The sequence below is a fragment of the Pseudoduganella sp. GW821-FHT05F09 genome, assembly GCF_059419605.1.
The window spans coordinates 435,072-452,710 of record NZ_JBWKSD010000005.1; the positions used below are offsets into that span (position 1 = coordinate 435,072).

At 67.8% G+C, this 17,639-nt stretch carries 16 protein-coding genes; 3 read left to right on the forward strand and 13 right to left on the reverse strand.

The window, feature by feature from the left end; translation table 11 throughout:
- Positions 1-13: 13 nt before the first annotated feature.
- Together AC07S4_RS18850 and AC07S4_RS18855 are read right to left on the reverse strand one after the other, a co-directional pair.
- Positions 14-2,173: a TonB-dependent receptor plug domain-containing protein gene (locus AC07S4_RS18850; protein WP_494988108.1), complete on the reverse strand. Its 2,160-nt coding sequence runs from the start codon at positions 2,171-2,173 to the stop codon at positions 14-16.
- A 133-nt stretch (positions 2,174-2,306) separates the two neighbouring features.
- Positions 2,307-3,116, reverse strand: a complete 810-nt coding sequence (locus tag AC07S4_RS18855) for an SDR family NAD(P)-dependent oxidoreductase (RefSeq protein ID WP_494988109.1) — start codon at positions 3,114-3,116, stop codon at positions 2,307-2,309.
- Between the two features lie 88 nt (positions 3,117-3,204).
- Here AC07S4_RS18855 and AC07S4_RS18860 point away from each other — a divergent pair, with 88 nt between their 5' ends.
- A complete protein-coding gene (locus tag AC07S4_RS18860; protein WP_494988110.1) occupies positions 3,205-4,146 on the forward strand; it encodes a GlxA family transcriptional regulator in 942 nt (313 codons plus the stop codon).
- Positions 4,147-4,164: 18 nt separating this feature from the next.
- Here the strand turns inward: AC07S4_RS18860 and AC07S4_RS18865 are convergent, their stop codons facing one another.
- Both AC07S4_RS18865 and AC07S4_RS18870 read right to left on the reverse strand, forming a co-directional pair.
- A complete protein-coding gene (locus AC07S4_RS18865; protein ID WP_494988111.1) occupies positions 4,165-7,623 on the reverse strand; it encodes a response regulator in 3,459 nt (1,152 codons plus the stop codon).
- Between the two features lie 74 nt (positions 7,624-7,697).
- Entirely contained in the window at positions 7,698-8,141 is a 444-nt protein-coding gene (locus tag AC07S4_RS18870; RefSeq protein ID WP_494988112.1) for a MarR family winged helix-turn-helix transcriptional regulator, read from the reverse strand.
- A gap of 124 nt (positions 8,142-8,265) precedes the next feature.
- Between AC07S4_RS18870 and AC07S4_RS18875 the strand changes: the two genes are divergently transcribed.
- The gene (locus AC07S4_RS18875) at positions 8,266-8,487 is read left to right on the forward strand and encodes a YgaP family membrane protein (RefSeq protein WP_161070300.1); all 222 of its coding nucleotides are present in this window, start codon (positions 8,266-8,268) and stop codon (positions 8,485-8,487) included.
- Positions 8,474-8,992, forward strand: coding sequence for an RNA polymerase sigma factor (locus tag AC07S4_RS18880; protein WP_161070301.1), 519 nt, complete (start codon positions 8,474-8,476; stop codon positions 8,990-8,992). The genes AC07S4_RS18875 and AC07S4_RS18880 overlap by 14 nt, the downstream gene beginning before the upstream one ends.
- 19 nt (positions 8,993-9,011) lie before the next feature.
- On the opposite strand, the gene AC07S4_RS18885 is transcribed toward AC07S4_RS18880, so the two are convergent.
- From AC07S4_RS18885 to AC07S4_RS18925, 9 genes are all read right to left on the reverse strand, one after another.
- Positions 9,012-9,527 carry a FixH family protein gene (locus AC07S4_RS18885; protein ID WP_494988113.1) on the reverse strand — a complete coding sequence of 172 codons (516 nt, stop codon included), beginning with the start codon at positions 9,525-9,527 and terminating at the stop codon, positions 9,012-9,014.
- A gap of 16 nt (positions 9,528-9,543) precedes the next feature.
- Positions 9,544-10,917 carry a cytochrome c oxidase accessory protein CcoG gene (gene ccoG / locus AC07S4_RS18890; protein ID WP_494988114.1) on the reverse strand — a complete coding sequence of 458 codons (1,374 nt, stop codon included), beginning with the start codon at positions 10,915-10,917 and terminating at the stop codon, positions 9,544-9,546.
- Positions 10,892-11,866, reverse strand: a complete 975-nt coding sequence (ccoP, locus tag AC07S4_RS18895; RefSeq protein WP_494988115.1) for a cytochrome-c oxidase, cbb3-type subunit III — start codon at positions 11,864-11,866, stop codon at positions 10,892-10,894. Before ccoP ends, ccoG begins: the two co-directional genes overlap by 26 nt.
- Positions 11,859-12,017: a cbb3-type cytochrome oxidase subunit 3 gene (locus AC07S4_RS18900; RefSeq protein WP_494988116.1), complete on the reverse strand. Its 159-nt coding sequence runs from the start codon at positions 12,015-12,017 to the stop codon at positions 11,859-11,861. The genes ccoP and AC07S4_RS18900 overlap by 8 nt, the downstream gene beginning before the upstream one ends.
- A gap of 1 nt (position 12,018) precedes the next feature.
- Positions 12,019-12,633 (reverse strand): cytochrome-c oxidase, cbb3-type subunit II, encoded by a 615-nt coding sequence (gene ccoO / locus AC07S4_RS18905; RefSeq protein WP_494988117.1) that lies wholly within the window; start codon positions 12,631-12,633, stop codon positions 12,019-12,021.
- 16 nt (positions 12,634-12,649) lie between these two features.
- Positions 12,650-14,071, reverse strand: coding sequence for a cytochrome-c oxidase, cbb3-type subunit I (ccoN, locus tag AC07S4_RS18910; RefSeq protein WP_494988118.1), 1,422 nt, complete (start codon positions 14,069-14,071; stop codon positions 12,650-12,652).
- Positions 14,072-14,168: 97 nt separating this feature from the next.
- A complete protein-coding gene (ccoS, locus tag AC07S4_RS18915; RefSeq protein WP_494988119.1) occupies positions 14,169-14,324 on the reverse strand; it encodes a cbb3-type cytochrome oxidase assembly protein CcoS in 156 nt (51 codons plus the stop codon).
- A 16-nt stretch (positions 14,325-14,340) separates the two neighbouring features.
- Positions 14,341-16,845 carry a heavy metal translocating P-type ATPase gene (locus AC07S4_RS18920; protein ID WP_494988120.1) on the reverse strand — a complete coding sequence of 835 codons (2,505 nt, stop codon included), beginning with the start codon at positions 16,843-16,845 and terminating at the stop codon, positions 14,341-14,343.
- Positions 16,842-17,624 (reverse strand): sulfite exporter TauE/SafE family protein, encoded by a 783-nt coding sequence (locus tag AC07S4_RS18925; RefSeq protein ID WP_494988121.1) that lies wholly within the window; start codon positions 17,622-17,624, stop codon positions 16,842-16,844. Before AC07S4_RS18925 ends, AC07S4_RS18920 begins: the two co-directional genes overlap by 4 nt.
- Between the last annotated feature and the right edge of the window lie 15 nt (positions 17,625-17,639).

Consider the following 17,639-nt stretch of genomic DNA (forward strand, 5'->3'; position numbering starts at 1 on the left):
GCGCATGCTTACGCTACAGCGGCTGCTCGTACTGCAGGCGCACGCCCCGGCTGCCGGGCGCGCTGGTGCTGCGGGCGGTGCTGCCGTGGATGTCGGCATAGTACTGGGTGCTGCGGCGGTCCTGGCCCAGCGCGTTGGCCACGGACAGGCGCAGCTGGCTGGCCCTGCCGGTCTTCCACAGGGCGTAGGCGTCCAGCGTGCGCAGCGGGCCGCTGTCGCTGGCCAGCGCCGCCGTGATGCGGGCCGGGCCGCCGCCCAGGTAGTTGAAATTGAAGCCGCTGCTCCACGCGGCGGACATGCGGTAGTCCAGGCCGAGGTTGGCCGTCAGCGGCGTCTGTTCGGCCAGGCGGTTGTGCGGGCCGGGCACGCTGTCCATGCGCGACCAGTTGCGGCTGGCGTTGGCCCGCAGGTCGACGGGCGGCGCGTCCGCGTACAGCGCGGCCAGCGGGAATTTGGCGTCGAACTCCAGGCCGCGCGCGCTGGCGTTGCCGCCGTTAGCGAAGGTGCTGACCCAGGTGGGGCCGTCCTGGAACAGGCGCTGCACCGTCACCCCGCTGATGCGGCGCGCATAGGCGGACACGCTGAACATGCCGCCCTTGCCGAAATAGGATTCGTAGCCCGCGTCCACGCCCCAGGCCAGTTCCGGCTGCAGATAGGGATTGCCTTCCACGTCCGGGTTGGTGGGGCCGTTGCCGTTGTTGATGGTGTAGCGGCGCGGCACCAGGTTGCGCGTCAGCGGCGCCTTGTAGGTGCGCGACAGGGCCAGGCGCAGCTGGTCGCGTTCGCGCCCGCCGTCCTTCAGCTTCCACAGCGCTTGTAGCACCGGGCTCCACACGCTGGAGCGGCTTTGCACCTTGTCCATGGCGCGGCCCACGGTGCCGGTGTCCAGCCCTTCCCAGCGCAGGCCGAGATAGGCTTGCAGGCCGGGCGCCACGTCCCACTCGTCCTGCGCGTACAGGGCCAGGCGCTTGACGTCGGCGGTGTAGTCCTGGTCCAGGGTGTAGAGCGGCGCGCCCTGCGGCGTGCTGTCGCGCTGCAAGCGGTTTTCGCTGCGGCGCGTAAAGCTGCCGTCCCAGCCTGCGCCGAAGCCGTGGCCGGGCCACAGCGGGGTTTGATATTTGCCGCTGCTGGTGGCGCTGTTGTCGCTGGCGCTGGAGTTCACCTCGCGCCGCAGCCAGGGCGCGCCGCCCGCGTCCGCGCCGGTGAAGACATAGGCTATCTCGCGCTGGTTGACGTTCACGCCCGCCTTGACGGTGAGCCTGCCCTCCCCGCCGGTCTTGTGCGACCAGCTGACGTCGCTGCGCAGCGCGTCGTTGTGGATGCGGGAACCGTAGCTGCTGATGGGCGACGGCGTGGCGGCGCCCATCAGCGTGGTCTCGCGGGAGCCGCCGTGGTTGTTGATGCGCGCGATATCGAGCAGGCTTTGCCAGGCGATGGCGTCGCCGCCGTCCAGCGTCCAGTTCAGGCGCGGCGCCAGGCTGGCCTTGCTGATGCCGCCCAGGTAGCGTTCATCGAACAAACGCCGCGTGGTGGGGACGCCGGCGGCGTCGGCCAGGATTTCGCTGATCCGCGCGCCGTTGTCGTAGCCGGTGCGCGACAGCGTGCTCGCCACCGAATACGAGTAGGCGCCGTCGCGGTTGGCCAGCTGCATGGTGGCGCTGGGGTTCCAGCGCTGGTCGTGTTCGATTTGCAGTTTCAGGTCGCGCTGCGCGCGGCTGGCGCCCTTGCGCAGCACGATGTTGATGCTGCCCGCCACCGCCTGCGCGCTGAATTCGGCCGAGGCGGTGCGCATGATTTCTATGTGTTCGATCACCTCCGGCGCCAGCGTGTCGATGGCGAAGCCTGGCGGCGCCGGATCGCCGTTGATGAGGATTTGCGTGTAGCCCGCGCCCAGGCCGCGCATGCGCACTTCGCTGCCCGCCATGGACAGGCCGGGCAGGCGTTTCAGCACGCCGGACAAGGCGCTGTCGCCGTACTGGAGCAGTTCCTCGCGTCCCACCACGATCTTGCCGGCGGAGTCGTTGCGGCGCAGGGCGTCCGCACCGGGGCCGCTCACTTCCACGCGCGCCATCTCCGCCGGGGCGGCGCCGGCCTGGCCGGTATCGGCCGCGAAGGCGGCAGCGTGCAGCGCGCCGGCCAGGGCGCAAAGTGTGAGATGGCGTGACGTTTTCATGTTCGAAGCCTGTAATGTTGATCGAGGCTCCGAGTCTAGTGACGCCGCCGCCAGCACGCCTTGCCCGTGTGACGAAGCAGGCCAGGTGCGGGACGAATTCTGCGGCGGCGCCGCAGTTTTGTACAGGGCCTTGTCAGGCCGTGTAGCGCGGTGCTGCCTTGCTGCGCGACAGATTGGGTCCCATGGCCAGGCGGGCGGCTTCGAACTTGTCCCAGTCGGCGCGGTCCGGCAGCGACGGTATGGTCACCACTTCGCCCAGGTCCAGCCCGGCCAGCGCGGCGTCGACCAGGTCGTCCACGTTCATCACGATGTCGCTCGGCAGGTGGGCCACCGGCACGCCGGCATGGTCCCAGAACTCGGTGCCGGTGGCGCCGGGCAGCACGGCCTGCACGCGCACGCCCTTGGCGCCCAGCTCGTGCTGCAGCGACTGCGTGAACGCCAGCACATAGGCCTTGGTGCCGCCGTAGGTGCCGTTCAGCACTTCCGGCGCCACCGCCACGATGGAGGCGATGTTGATGATGGCGCCGTGGCCGCGCGCGGCGAAGCCCGGCGCCACGGCGCGCGTGAGGCGGGTCAGCGCGTGCACGTTCAGGAAGATCATGCGGTCCAGGTCTTCCTGCTTCGAGTCGACCAGCGGCGCGGTGGCGCCCAAGCCGGCGTTATTCACCAGCATGGTGATGTCCGCGTCGTTCGCCAGGCGGTGCTGCACCAGCGCCAGGCCGGCTTCCTGCGTCAGGTCGGCCGGCAGGATTTCCACTTTGCGGCCGGTGCTGGCGCCCACGCTGTCGGCCACGGCTTGCAGGCGTTCGCGGTTGCGGGCCACCAAAACCAGGTCGTAGCCGCGTTCGGCCAGGCGTTGCGCGTAGCGCGCGCCTATGCCGGTGGAGGCGCCGGTGATGAGGGCGAGGCCGGATTTGGCGCTGTTGTGGGTGCTGGTGTTCATGTTTGCTGTCCTTGAATGTGGTTGACAAGAGCAGTGTAGGCCTCTAAATTGAGTCCCGTATGCCGTATATACCTCGTTTTGGGACATCATGACACGCAAGATTGCACTATTGCTCTTCCCCCGCTTCCAGGTGCTGGACCTGGTGGCCACCACCGTGTTCGAGGTGGCCAATGAACTCAAGGGCGAAGCCTGCTATGAAGTGGCGCTGCTGTCCGAGCACGGCGGCGCGGTGTCGAGCTCCTCCGGCGTGCCAGTGCTGACGCAGGCGTTCGGCGGCCATAGCTTCGACACCGTGCTGGTGGCGGGCGCCATGGAGCTGATCGTGTCGACGCCCGGCTTCGTCGGCTTCCTGCGGGCGGCCAGCGCGCTGTCGCGCCGCACGGCCAGCATCTGCACCGGCGCCTTCCTGCTGGCGGAAGCGGGCTTGCTGGATGGCCGCCGCGCCACCACGCACTGGTGCCAGGCGCGCGACCTGCAGCGCATGTATCCGAAAGTGAAGGTGGAGGAGGACCGCATCTATATCCACGACGGGCGGGTCTGGACCTCGGCCGGCATGACGGCCTGCATAGACCTGTGCCTGGCCATGGTGGAGGCGGATCACGGCGTGGAGCTGGCGAAGGCCGTGGCGCGCAAGATGGTGGTGTACCACCGCCGCAGCGGCGGCCAGTCGCAGTTCTCCGCGCTGCTGGAGCTGGAGCCGAAGTCGGACCGCATCCAGGTGGCGCTGACCTATGCCAAAAGCAATCTGCGCAAGGCGCTGTCTGTGGATGAACTGGCGGACGCGGCGCACTTGAGCCGGCGCCAGTTCAGCCGCACCTTCCGCATGGAGACCGGGCAGTCGCCTGCGCGCGCGGTGGAAGGGCTGAGGGTGGAGGCGGCGCGCGCGCTGATCGAGGCGGGCGGCCATGCCATAGACGTGGTGGCGCGCGAGACCGGGTTTGCGGACCCGGAGCGCATGCGGCGCGCTTTCCTGCGCGCTTACGGCCAGCCGCCGCAGGCCATCAAGCGGGCCGCGCGCGGGCAGGCCTAGGCGCGGCGCGCTTTCCTGTTACTGGTCTTCCCGCTCCAGCCAGTCGGCCGCTTGCTGCAGCGTGGCTTCCAGCACGCCGCGCACGCCGGCGAAGATGGCGGGCAGTTCTTCGGTGCGCTGCTGCACGATGGCGTTTTCCGCGTCGAGCGTGACCCGCACCAGGCGCTTGGCGCCCAGCACGCCGACAGCGCCGCGCAGGCTGTGCAGCAGCTGGGCCGCCTCGCCGGCGCGGCCTTCGCGCAGCGCCAGGTCGGCTTCGTCCAGCGGCTGCATGCCGCTGTCCAGCGCGCCGCGCACCATCTTGAACATGACCTGGCGGCCCTTGGGGTCCTGGCCCATGACCCGCATCAGGCTGTCCATGCTGAACAGCGGTTCGGCGGGATCCGCGGCTGCCGGCAGCGGCAGCGGCGCGGGCGCGGCTGGTTTCACGCCGTGCCGCTCCGGCAGGTGGCGCTGTATCACCGCCAGCATTTCCTCCACCACCACCGGTTTGGGGATGAAGTCGGTAATGCCCGCTTCCAGGCAGCGGTCGCGCTCCGAGGCCAGCACGCCGGCCGTCATCGCAATGACGGGCAAGTCCAGTTTCAATTCACGGCGCAGCATGGCGGTGGCGCTGAAGCCGTCCAGCACCGGCATCTGCATGTCCATCAGCACGATGTCGTAGCGGCCGGCGTCCGCGCGCAGCATGTTAAGCGCCTGCTGGCCGTCTTCCGCCACGTCCAGCGTGGCGCCCGCCAGCTCCAGTATGCCGCGCGCCACGGCCTGGTTCAGCAGATTGTCCTCCACCAGCAGGAAATGCCGTCCTTTCAGGCGGTTGGCGATGACTTGCGCCTGCACGCTGTGTTCATCGCCGCCCTTGGCCACCAGCGCCTGGTGCAGGGCGTCGAACAGGCTGGAACTGGTAATCGGCTTGACCAGCACCACGTCCGCCTCCGGCGTGCCGGAAATCTCCTCCAGCTTGCCGCGCGCGAAGGCGTTCACCATCACCACGATGGGCTGCGCCTGCGGCCCGGCCGCCGCGCGTATGGCCTTGGCCACCGCCACGCCATCCATGCCGGGCATATGCCAGTCGGCCAGCACCACGCTGTAGGGCTCGCCCGCCTCCTGCTGCGCGCGGAAGCGCGCGATGGCCTCGGCGCCGGACGCCACTTCGTCCGCCTCCCAGCCCCAGGCGCGTATCAGCTTGCCCACCAGGCTGCGCGTGGTGCTGTTGTCGTCGGCCACCAGCAGGCGCTGCGGGCCGAGCGCGGGCTGGCGCTTTTCGGGCGCCGGCAGCACCGCGAACGGGAGGCTGAACCAGAAGCGGCTGCCCTCCCCTTCGACCGTGTGCACGGCGATCTTGCCGCCCATGAGTTCTATCAGCCGCTTGGTGATGGCCAGCCCCAGGCCGGTGCCGCCGAAGCGCCGCGTGATGCTTTCGTCGCCCTGCGAGAAGGCGCTGAACAGCTGCCCCAGCTGCGCCTCGCCCATGCCGATGCCGGTGTCGCTGACTTCGAAGCGCAGCATGGCGTAGTCCGCCGCCGCCTGTTCCAGGCTGACGCGCACCACCACCTCGCCCTGCTGCGTGAACTTGACGGCGTTGCCGGCCAGGTTGACCAGGATCTGCTGCAGCCGCAGCGCGTCGCCGTGCAGCAGGCGCGGCACGTCCGGCTCCACGGCGATGGCCAGCTCCAGCTCCTTCTCGCCGGCGTTCATGGTCATGGTGGTGGCCAGGGTGCCGATCACGTCGCCCAGGTCGAAATCGGTGGGCGCCAGCTCCATGCGCCGCGCCTCGATCTTGGAGAAGTCCAGCACGTCGTTCAGGATGCCGAGCAGGGTCTGGCCCGAGGCCTGCACCATGGTCAGGTATTTGCGCTGCTGCCCGGTCAGCGCGGTGTTGCCGAGCAGGTAGGCCATGCCCAGCACCGCGTTCATCGGCGTGCGGATTTCATGGCTCATATTGGCCACGAAATCGCTCTTGGCGCGGTTGGCCGCCTCGGCGCGGTCGCGCGCCTGCTCCAGCTCCAGCGCGCGCGCCTGCACCTCGCCCTGCAGGCGGTGGCGTTCGGTGATGTCGGAGATCATGGCCAGCACCTTGGTGCCTTCGCCGGTCTGGATCGCGCTCAGGTTGACCTCGACGGGGAAGCGGCTGCCGTCCTGGCGCTGGCCGAACAGCGCGCGGCCGTCGCCCATGCGCACCGGTTCGGGCGTCAGCCGCGTCGAGGAGAAGCCCTGGCGCAAATGCCCGTGCTCCTCGCGCTGCGCCGACGGCAGCAGCACTTCCACCGGCTGCCCCAACACGTCCGCGCGCTGGTAGCCGAAGTAGCGCTCGGCCTGGCGGTTGAAGGTTTCGATGCGGCCTTCCGCGTCCACCACCACATAGGCGTTGGGCGCCAGCTCGATCAAATCGTTGAGGCGCGCATCGGCGGCCTGGCGTTCCTGCATCAGGCTGTTGAAGGCCGCCGTCAGGTCGCCGATTTCGTCCTCCTGCCGCACCGGGATAGGCGTGAAGTCGGCGGCGTTGCCGCGCATGCGCTGCATGGCGCCGCGCAGCTGCGCCAGCGGCGCCATCAAACGCATGGTCAGCCAGCCTATCAGCGCGGCCGCCGCCAGCGAGGCCAGGCAGCTCCACGCGGCCAGCCGCAGCAGCATGCCCTCAAACGGTTCGAAGGCCTCGTCCACCGGCAGAGAAGCGGCCAGCACCCAGTCCACCGACTTGAGCGTCTTGAAGCTGTTCAGCGCGCGCAGGCCGACGCTGTTGGTGCTGATCACCGTGCCCTCGAAGCCTTCGTTGAGCGCGCGCGTGGTGGCCGGGTTGGCATTGGCGGGGCGGGGCTTGAGCAGGCGGTTCAGGTCCGGGTACAGCACATACAGCGGCACTTCGGCGCGCGTGACGGCGAAGTAGTAGCCGGTGCGGCCCACCTTGGCGGTGCGCAGGTGGCCCAGCACATTGTCCTTGTACAGCCGCAGCACGCCGATCAGCACGGCCTGAACCTCGCCCTGCTGGTTCAGGATGGGCGCGGCCATCTGCACGATGGGCTGCTTGCCGGCGCGGCCTATCACCGGCTCGGCGATCAGCGGCTGGCGGGTGGCCATCACGCGCTTGAAATAGGCGCGGTCGCTGGCATCCACGCCTACGCGGCCGCTCACCACCGGCAGGTCGGAGATCACATGGCCTTGCGGGTCGAGCACCAGCACGTCGTCGAACAAGGACAGCACGGCGCGGTCGGCGTAGTAGGCGCGCAGCGCTGCGGGGTCGCGGGAGATGCCCAGCGGCTGGTTTTTTGCCGACAGCGCGATGATCCCCAGCAGCATGTTCAGCTTGTCGTCCAGCTCCTCGGCGGTGCGGTTGATCAGCGCCGTCTGCTGGGCGAACAGCACGCGCGTGAAGTCGGCCTCCATGCGCTGCATCTGCACCACGGTCACGAGCGCCACCATGACCACCGAAGTAATGCTGGTGGCCAGTGCAACCTTGACTTTGATGCCGAGAGGTTTCATGTCTTCCTTGGACGGGGGTGCTGGGGAATTCTCCTATCAAAGTGCTGTTTTGGCAAGGCGCGCGGCGTGATCTTTCAGGAAAGGTTGCCGTTCAGCTTATCCAGCCCGCTCGCCAGCTGCTCCACGTCCTGGTGGGTGATGGCGCAGGCGTGCGCGAACTGCTCGCTCACGCGCAGGCCGGCGGCGCGCAGCTCCTGTCCCTTGGCGGTCAGGGTCAGCACGCGGTTGCGCTCGTCCAGCGGATCGCGCCCGCGCAGCAGATAGCCTTCCGCCTCCAGCCGCTTCACCAGCGGCGTGATGGAGCCTGAATCCTGCTGCAGGCGCTCGGCGATGTCCTTGATGCCCAGGCCTTCCTGCTCCCACAGCACCACCATCACCAGGTATTGCGGATAGGTGAGGTTGAGGGCGGCCAGCAGGGGCTTGTAGTGCTGCGTCATTTTCAGCGAGGTGGAATACAGCTTGAAGCACAGGTGCTGGTCCAGCGTGGGAGGCTTGGGTGGGTGTTTGGGGGCGCTCATGTACGTAGCCTAACAAAATATTTTTGAATCCGCGAATCCAAATGCGGTTTGCCCGCCTCTTAGTAGCCGAGGGACTTCCTCACGATGGCAATCTACTTAGCAATCTACTGAAAAGGAGAGCAAAATGTTCTATGTTAAAAATGTACCAAATGGTGAGCGCGTGCTGCGCGTGGTGGCCGGCCTGCTGGCGGTGGCTTTCAGCCTGGTGAGCGTGGGCGGCGTGCTGGGCGCGGTGCTGGCGGCGTCGGCGGGCGGCATCGTCGCCTCCGGCCTGTTCGGCTTCTGCCCCATGTGCGCCATGGTGGGCCGCCGCCTCGATAAAGCGAAAAAGAATGGCACTCTCTGAAACACACTTGCCGGTGCTGGACGCCGCCCACCGCGGCGATCCGGCGGCGCTGGCCCAGCTGCTGCGCCTGTGCCAGCCCGATATCCGCCGCTACGCGCAGCGTTCCTGCCTGATCAGCGACGTGGACGACGCGGTGCAGGAGGCGCTGCTGGTGCTGTCGCGCCGGCTCGAGGCGGTGCGCGTGCTGGCGGCCTTCTCCGGCTGGCTGTTCAAGGTGGTGCAGCGCGAATGCCGCCGCCTGGGGCGGGTGGCGCTCAACTTCGACCCGTATGACGAGGCGCGCGCCGAGCAATGGCTGGCCGCGCAGGACACGGCGGGACTGCGCGCGGACCTGGTGAACGCGCTCGAATCGCTGCCTGTGGATTACCGCCAGGTGATTTTGCTGCGCGACTTCGCTGAAATGAGCATCGCAGAAATCGCGGCGGAACTGGCGCTGACGGTGCCCGCCGCCAAAAGCCGATTGCACCGCGCCCGCCAGATGGCGCGCGAATATCTGATTGCCTGACTGAGATTGACAACCGCGCTCAATCCGCCCGCACCGTCACTTCGCGCTGCGCCGGCCATTGCCAGCTGCCTTCCAGGCGCCAGCGGCGGCTGTCGTCCTCCAGCAGCACCTGCCAGCGGCTGCGTTCCAGCATGGGCAGCGCCACTTCAAAACTGCCGTCGGCCGCCGGCGCCAGTTCCAGCTTGATGTCGCGCTCCGGCTGCGTGGCGTGCGCCAGGTGCAGCAGCACGCGCTGCGGCCCGGCCTTGTCCGCGCCGCCCACACGGCCCGACAGCACGCCGCGCGCCACGTCGTAGTGCAGCTCGGCCGACAGCCCCAGCGCGCTGGCCGCTTTGTCGCGCCGCAAATCCTGGTTGATGGCCTTGCCGCGCTTGTAATAGTCGCCCACCACCAGCGAATCCGGCTGCGAGAAGGCCAGCCAGCCCGTGTACAGGCCGCCCACCAGCGCCAGGCATGGCCCCAGCATCAGCAGCCACGGCCAGCGCTGCGACCACCACGGCTGCACCGCCGGCAGATTGAGTTGATGGCTTTGCATAATCATCTCCTTCACGTTAGCGCGGCACAATGAACACCGCGTTTTCCTTGACCCTCAGCGCCGGGTCGTCCAGCGCGGTCAGTTCGATGGCGATCTTGTTCGAGCCCTTGGCGCCGTCGCCGTGCGCGGCGCGCAGGCGGATCGGCACGGCGCGCGTTTCGGTGCCCGCCAGCGCCACTTCCTGCTCCGTCACCAGCTCCAGCGACGGTATGCCGGACACGCGGATGCGGTAGCTGTGCGCCTGCTCCGAGGTGTTCATGATCTGCAGGCGGTAGACGTTCTCTATCATACCGTCCTCCACCTCGCGCCCCATGGCGCCGCGGTCGCGTATCACGTCCATTTTCAGCGGCGTGCGCAGCCACAGCGCCGTGCCGACCGCGCAGATGATCGCCAGCAGGATGGCGCCGTAGATCAGCACGCGCGGCCGCAGCGCATGCTGGCGGATCTGGCTCGGCGTATAGCCTTCCGCCAGCGCGTGGTCGGTGCTGTACAGCACCAGGCCGCGCGGCTGGCCTATCTTGTCCATCACGCTGTCGCAGGCGTCCACGCAGGCGGCGCAGCCTATGCACTCGTACTGCAGGCCCTTGCGGATGTCGATGCCCACCGGGCACACCTGCACGCACATGGAGCAGTCGATGCAGGAGCCGCCGGTGTTCTTGTTCAGCGCGCCGCGCGGCTCGCCGCGTTTCGCGTTGTAGGTGATGATCAGCGTGTCGCGGTCGAACATCGAGCTCTGGAAGCGGGCGTAGGGGCACATGTATTTGCACACCTGCTCGCGCAGCCAGCCCGCGTTGCCGTAGGTGGCCAGGCTGTAGAACAGCACCCAGAACCATTCCCACGGGCCGAAACTCAGATGCAGCGCTTCCAGCGCCAGCGACTTGATGGGTGTGAAGTAGCCGACGAAGGTATAGCCGGTCCACAGCGCCACGGCGCCCCAGGCCAGGTGCTTGCCGCCCTTGCGCCAGATCTTGTTGAAAGTGAGGCCCTCCTTGGCCAGGCGCATGCGCGCACTGCGCGTGCCTTCGAATTTGCGCTCTATCCACAGGAAGATTTCGGTGTACACCGTTTGCGGGCAGGAGAAGCCGCACCACACTCGCCCGGCGATGGCGGTGGCCAGGAACAGCAGGTAGGCGCAGATGATGAGCAGCGCCGCCAGGTAGATGAAGTCCTGCGGCCACAGCACCAGGCCGAAGATGTAGAACTTGCGCGCCGCCAGGTCGAACAGCAAGGCCTGGCGGCCGTTCCATGTAAGCCAGGGCGTGCCGTAGAAGGCCAGCTGCGTGAGCCAGACAAAGACCCAGCGCAGGCTGGCGTAGCGGCCCGCCGTCTCGCGAGGATAAATCTCCTCGCGGGCGGCGTACATCTTAATGACTTGTTCCGGCGCGTTCATTGCTGTTGCCTTGTGCTGGAGCCGCTGCTACAGCCGGTTGGTTCGACAAGCCCCACACGTAGGCGGCCAGAACGTGCACCTTGCCTTCGCCGAGGAAGTCCGCGAAGGCCGGCATGGTGTTGTTGCGGCCCTTGCGTATGGTTTCCATGATGGTCTCGGCGCTGCCGCCGTACAGCCAGACCTTGTCCGTCAGGTTGGGCGCGCCCAGTGCCTGGTTGCCGGTGCCGGCGCCGGTGTGGCAGCCCATGCAGGCGTTGAACTTGCTCTTGCCGAAGACGGACTTGATCGGATCGGCCGCGCCGCCGGAAAGGCTCAGCACATAGTGCGCCACGTTTTCCACATCCTTGTCCGAGCCGAGCGCCGCGCCCATGGGCGGCATCACGCCGTGGCGGCCGTTCATGATGGTGGTCTTGATCACGTCCGGCGCGCCGCCGTACAGCCAGTCCTTGTCGGTCAGGTTGGGGAAGCCCTTGTTGCCGCGCGCGTCCGAGCCGTGGCACTGCGCGCAGTAGGTCAGGAACAGGCGCTCGCCTATGGCCTGCGCCTTCGGATCGGCGGCCACCGCCGGCAGGTCCTGCTTCAGGTACTGGTTGAACAGCGGGCCGTACTCGGCCTCGGCCTGTTTCAGCTCGGCGCCGTACTGGCCGCTCGATTTCCAGCCCAGCTTGCCGGCGTAGTCGCCCAAGCCGGGGTACAGGAACAGGTAGGCCAGGCCGAACACGATGGTGATGTAGAACAGCCACATCCACCAGCGCGGCATGGGCGTATTCAGTTCGGTCAGGTCCTCGTCCCAGATATGGCCGGTGGTGCCGACCGGCGCGTTCACATCTTTAAGCGCCTTGACCTTGTGCTTGGACTGCGAATACAGCAGCACCGCGCAGCCGAACACGCCGAGCATGGTGAGCGTGATGATGTAGTAGTTCCAGAAGCCGCTGGTGAAGTCAGACATGGTCTTTCTCCTCGTCCGCGAACGGCAGTTGCGCCGCTTGCGCAAAGCCGGCCTGGTTGCGGCGCGCGTATGCCCACGCGACGATGCCGATGAAGGTGATGAATGAGATGACGGTCATCACGCGGCTGGCGTTGTCAAACAGGTTATCCATGTCAGTTCCTCGTCTTGATCTGGGTGCCCAGGCCTTGCAGATAGGCGATCAGGGCGTCTTCCTCGGTCTTGCCTTCCAGCTCGGCCGGGGCGGCGGCGATTTCAGCGTCCGTGTACGGGTCGCCCAGGCGCTGCAGCGCCCGCAGGTGCGGCACGATGTCGGCCGGCTTGAGCGCGGACTTGGCCAGCCACGGGTAGTTCGGCATGTTCGACTCAGGCACCACGTCGCGCGGGTTGGCCAGGTGGGTCTTGTGCCATTCGTCGCTATAACGGCCGCCCACGCGGGCCAGGTCCGGGCCGGTGCGCTTGGAGCCCCACTGGAACGGGCGGTCGTAGACGAATTCGCCGGCCACGGAGTAGTGGCCATAGCGCTCGGTCTCGGCGCGGAAGGGACGTATCATCTGCGAGTGGCAGTTGTAGCAGCCTTCGCGCACATACACGTCGCGGCCGGCCAGGCGCAGCGGGCTGTAAGGCTTCAGGCCCGCCACCGGCTCGGTGGTCGACTTCTGGAAGAACAGCGGAATGATCTCCACCGCACCGCCCACCGACACCACCAGCGTCACCAGCACGATCAGCAGCCAGGGGTTCTTCTCTATCCATTCATGCGAAAATTTCATTTGTCAGCTCCAAAGTTCACGCGGCTTTGAGTTCAGGGATGCGGGCGGTGACCGTGTCGCGGCCGCGCAGCGTCATCCAGGTGTTGTAGCCCATCAGGCACATGCCCCCCAGGTACAGCAGGCCGCCGCTGAAGCGCACCACGTAGTAGGGATAGGTCGCCTTCACGCTTTCGACGAAGGTGTAGGTCAGGGTGCCGTCCGGATTGACTGCGCGCCACATCAGTCCCTGCATCACGCCGGCGATCCACATGGCGGCGATGTACAGCACGATGCCGATGGTGGCGACCCAGAAGTGCAGGTCGATCAGCTTGACGCTCCACATTTCCTTGCGGCCGGCCAGGCGCGGCAGCAGGTAGTAGATCGAGCCCATGGTGATGAAGCCCACCCAGCCCAGCGCGCCGCCGTGCACGTGGGCGATGCCCCAGTCGGTGTAGTGCGACAGCGCGTTGACGGTCTTGATCGACATCATCGGGCCTTCGAAGGTGGCCATGCCGTAGAACGACAGCGACACGATCATGAACTTCAGGATAGGGTCGGTGCGCAGCTTGTGCCATGCGCCCGACAGCGTCATCATGCCGTTGATCATGCCGCCCCACGATGGCGCCAGAAGGATCAGGGAGAACACCATGCCCAGCGACTGGGTCCAGTCGGGCAGCGCGGTGTAGTGCAGGTGGTGCGGGCCGGCCCACATATAGGTGAAGATCAGCGCCCAGAAGTGGACGATGGACAGGCGGTAGGAATACACCGGCCTTTCGGCCTGCTTGGGAATGAAGTAGTACACCATGCCCAGGTAGCCTGCGGTCAGGATGAAGCCCACCGCGTTATGGCCGTACCACCACTGGATCATGGCGTCCTGCACGCCGGTGTACATGGAGTAGGACTTGGTCAGCGAGGCCGGCATGCTCATGCCGTTCACCACGTGCAGCAGTGTCACCGCCAGGATGTAGCCGCCGAAGAACCAGTTGGCCACGTAGATGTGCTCCACCTTGCGCTTGATGACGGTGCCGAAGAACACCACCGCGTAGGCGATCCACACCAGCGCGATCAGGATGGTGATGGGCCATTCCAGCTCGGCGTATTCCTTGCCGCGCGTGAGGCCCATCGGCAGCGTGACCACCGCGCTCAGGATCACGGCTTGCCAGCCCCAGAAGGTGAAGGCGGCCAGCTTGTCCGAGAACAGGCGCACCTGGCAGGTGCGCTGCACCACGTAGTAGGACGTGGCGAACAGGCCGGAAATGCCGAACGCGAAAATGACGGCGTTGGTGTGCAGCGGCCGCAGGCGCCCGTAGGTAAGCCAGGCGATGTCCAGGTTCAGGCTGGGCCAGGCCAGCTGGGCGGCGATGATGACGCCTACCAGCATGCCGACTATGCCCCAGACTACCGTGGCGATCGCGAATTGCTTCACGATCTTGTAGTTGTAGTTCAGAGTGTGATCCACTTTGTGTTCTCCCAAGAACGCTTTGATGATGTATGTCAAAGGTTACGTGGGTGGACCTCAAAAAACTTTGATGTGGATCAAAATTGACCGAACCGGGTCAGGAATCCTCGGCCGCGTCGTCGTCCTGCAGCACGCGCAGGCCGGGGCCGACCAGGTCGTCGAACTGGCCGTTGTCGGAGGCTTTGAAAAACACCCACAGCGCGCCGAAGACCAGGGCCACGCTCAGGGGAACCAGCAAATACAGGGCTTCCATTGTTTTTCCTTATCCTTCAGCCTTTGCGCAGCCGCAGCGCGTTGAGCACCACCACGGCGGAACTGAGGGCCATGCCCGCGCCGGACAGCCAGGGGTTCAGATAGCCCAGCGCGGCGGCCGGGATGGCGGTGAGGTTGTACAGCGTGGCCCAGGCCAGGTTCTGGCGCATCACGGCCATGGTGCGCGCGGCGGTGCGCGCGGTGTCGGCCACGGCGCCCAGATGGCCGTTCATCAGCACCGTGTCCGCATGCGCTTGCGCCAGCGCCGCGCCGCTGCCCATGGCGAAGGAGACGTCGGCCGCGCTCAGCACGGCGGCGTCGTTGATGCCGTCGCCCACCATCGCCACCACGGCGCCCTGCTGCTGCAGCTCCTGCACAAAGGCGAGCTTTTGCTGCGGCAGGAATTCGCCGCTGGCCAGGGGAATGTTGAGGCTGCGCGCCACGCGCTGCGTGAGCGCCTCGCCGTCACCGCTGAGCAGCACCAGCTGCTTGCCCTGCGCGCGGAAATAGTCGATGGTGGCTTGCGCGTCCGGCCGCAGCGCGTCGCATAGCAGGAAGCGCGCAATCCATGCGCCGCTGCAGCCCAGGTAGACCGGCGTGGCCTCGCCGTCGGCATCGCTGTCCGCCGGGAGTGCGGGCCGGGACGATGCGGCCGGGATGGCGCTGCCCGCAATGCCGGCCACAAAGGCCGCGCTGCCCAGCCGGTAGCGCATGCCCTGCACCGTGCCTTCCAGGCCCTGGCCCGGCAGCTCCTGCACATCGGTGGCGTTCCAGCGCGCCATCACGGCGGCTTCGCCCGCCGCTGCCAGCAGCGCACGGCCGATGGGGTGCGCGCTGTTCGCTTCCAGCGCCGCGGCCACTTGCAGCGCTGCGCTGGCGGCGGTGTGGGCCAGCGGATCGATGCGCTGCACGGTGGGCCGGCCTTGCGTGAGCGTGCCGGTCTTGTCGAACACGATGTGGGTGGCGCGGTGCAGCGTTTCCAGCACGTGCGGGCGCACGATCAGTACGCCCTTGCCGAGCAGGCTGCCGGTGGCGGCGGCCAGTGCGGACGGCGTGGCCAGCGACAGCGCGCACGGGCAGGACACCACCAGCACGGCGATCGCCACCGGCCAGGCGCGGGCTGCGTCATGCCAGCTCCACCAGGCGAATGCGGCCAGCGCGAACAGCAGCAGGCCTGCCACGAAGCGCGAGGCCGCGCGGTCGGCCCACTGCGCGAGCTGCGGCTTTTCGGCGCCCGCGCTTTCGATCAGCTTGAGCAGGCCGGACAGCGTGCTGTCGCCGGCGGGTTTGTCCACACGCGCCACCACCACGGCGCTGGCGTTGATGGCGCCGCCCGGCACGCTGGCGCCCGGGCCCATGTGCTGCGGCGCGCTCTCGCCGGTCAGCAGCGACAGGTCGACCGAGGTCTGGCCTTCGACGATCTCGCAGTCGGCGGCAAACGCTTCTCCGGGTTTGACCAGGATGAAATGGCCGGCCCGCAGCGCGGCGGCGGCCACGGTGCTGCCGCCGCGTGCCAGCGGCCAGTCCGGCAGGCGCGTGGCGGAGGCGGGCAGGCCGTGCTGCATGCGCTCGAGCGCGGCCGAGGCTTTGCGCCGCGCGGCCAGTTCCACGTAGCGGCTGCACAGCAGCAGGAAGATGAACATGGTCACGGAGTCGTAGTACACGTCGCCGTGGCCGCGCCAGGTGGCGATGCAGCTGGCGCCGAAGGCGGCGGCGATGCCCAGCGCCACCGGCACGTCCATGCCGAGGGCGCGCGCGCGCAGGCTGTTCCACGCGCCCCGGAAGAAGGGCAGCGCCGAGTAGCACACGGCGGGCAGCGTGAGCAGCAGGCTGGCCCACTGCATCAGCGCGGCCATGCTGTCGTCCAGCGTGCCGTCGTCGGCCAGGTAGGCGGGGGCGACGTACATCATCACCTGCATCATGGACAGGCCGGCAACGAACAGCTGGCGGCCCAGCGTGCGGCCGGCCTGCTGCAATTGCTTGCTGTGGCGGGCCGCGTCGTAGGGCCAGGCCTGGTAGCCGATGGCGTGCAGCGCGCCGAGTATGTCGGCCGGCTGGCAGCGGTCCTTGTGCCAGCGCACTTGCAGGCGTTCGGTGGCCACGTTCATGCTGGCTTGCTGCACGCCGGGCAGCTGCATCAGGCGGCGTTCGATCAGCCACACGCAGGCTGCGCAGCGTATGCCTTCCACCAGCAGGGTTGCTTCGGAATCGGCCGGGTTGCCGTCGCGCGCGGCGAAGCGGGGATCGGCGTTGTCGTACAGCGCCAGTTCGGGGGGCGCCAGGCTGGCTTGCGCCGCAGTGGCTGCGTAGCCGCTGCGTTCGCGGTAGTAGGACGACTGGCCGGCGTCGGAGATGGCCTGGGCGACGGCGGCGCAGCCGGGGCAGCACATGTCATGCTCAACGCCGTCTATCAGCGCCGGCCAGCGTGCGCCGCCGGCCAGCGGCAGGCCGCAGTGGTAGCAGTGGAGCGGCCTGGACGCAGTGTGCGCGCCTTCGGACACCGCATATGCCGGGCTGCTCATGGCTTCACTCCGATGCAGAGGGCGTCGATCCAGCCGTGGGCCGCGATCGCGTCCGGCATGCCGAGCAGCTGCAGCAGCGGCGAGGCGGCGCCGCTGGCGCGCAGCAGGCCGAGCACGCCAAAGGCGAGTACCAGCAAACCGCAGGCGGTGCGCAGCGCTGGCCGCTGCATTCCTTGCCGCACGCGCGCGCCCAGCAGGCCGAGCGCCGTCAGCATGGGCAGCGTGCCCAGGCCGAAAGCCAGCATCACGGCGGCGCCCAGCACGGCCGAACCGCTCAGGGCGGCCGTCAGCAGCATGCTGTAGACCATGGCGCAGGGCACCCAGCCCCACAGGCCGCCCAGGCCCAGGGCTTTCAGCGGCGTGTCCATCGGCAGCAGGGGGCGCAGCAGCGGCTGTATGCGGCGCCACAATGCGCCGCCCGCCCTTTCCACGCGCGCCAGGCCGCGCCAGGCGTTCATCAGGTAGAGGCCGAGGGCGATCAGCATGAGGTTGGCCAGGCCGAAGGCGGCGTTCTGCCAGTGCGCGATTTTTCCCAGGCTGGCGGCGCCGCCCGCGAGCCCGCCGGCGATGGCGCCGGCCAGCATATAGCTGGCTATGCGGCCGGCGTTGTAGGCTGCCATGCGCAGCGCCGTGCCGCGCGCGGCCTGCGCGATGGGAATCACGCGCCGGCCTGCCGGCACGGCCGACAGCGCGCTGACTATGCCGCCGCACATGCCGGCGCAATGCACGCTGCCGGCCAGGCCGACCAGGAATACCGGCAGCAGGTTCAGGCCGTTCATGGCAGTGTCATTCCC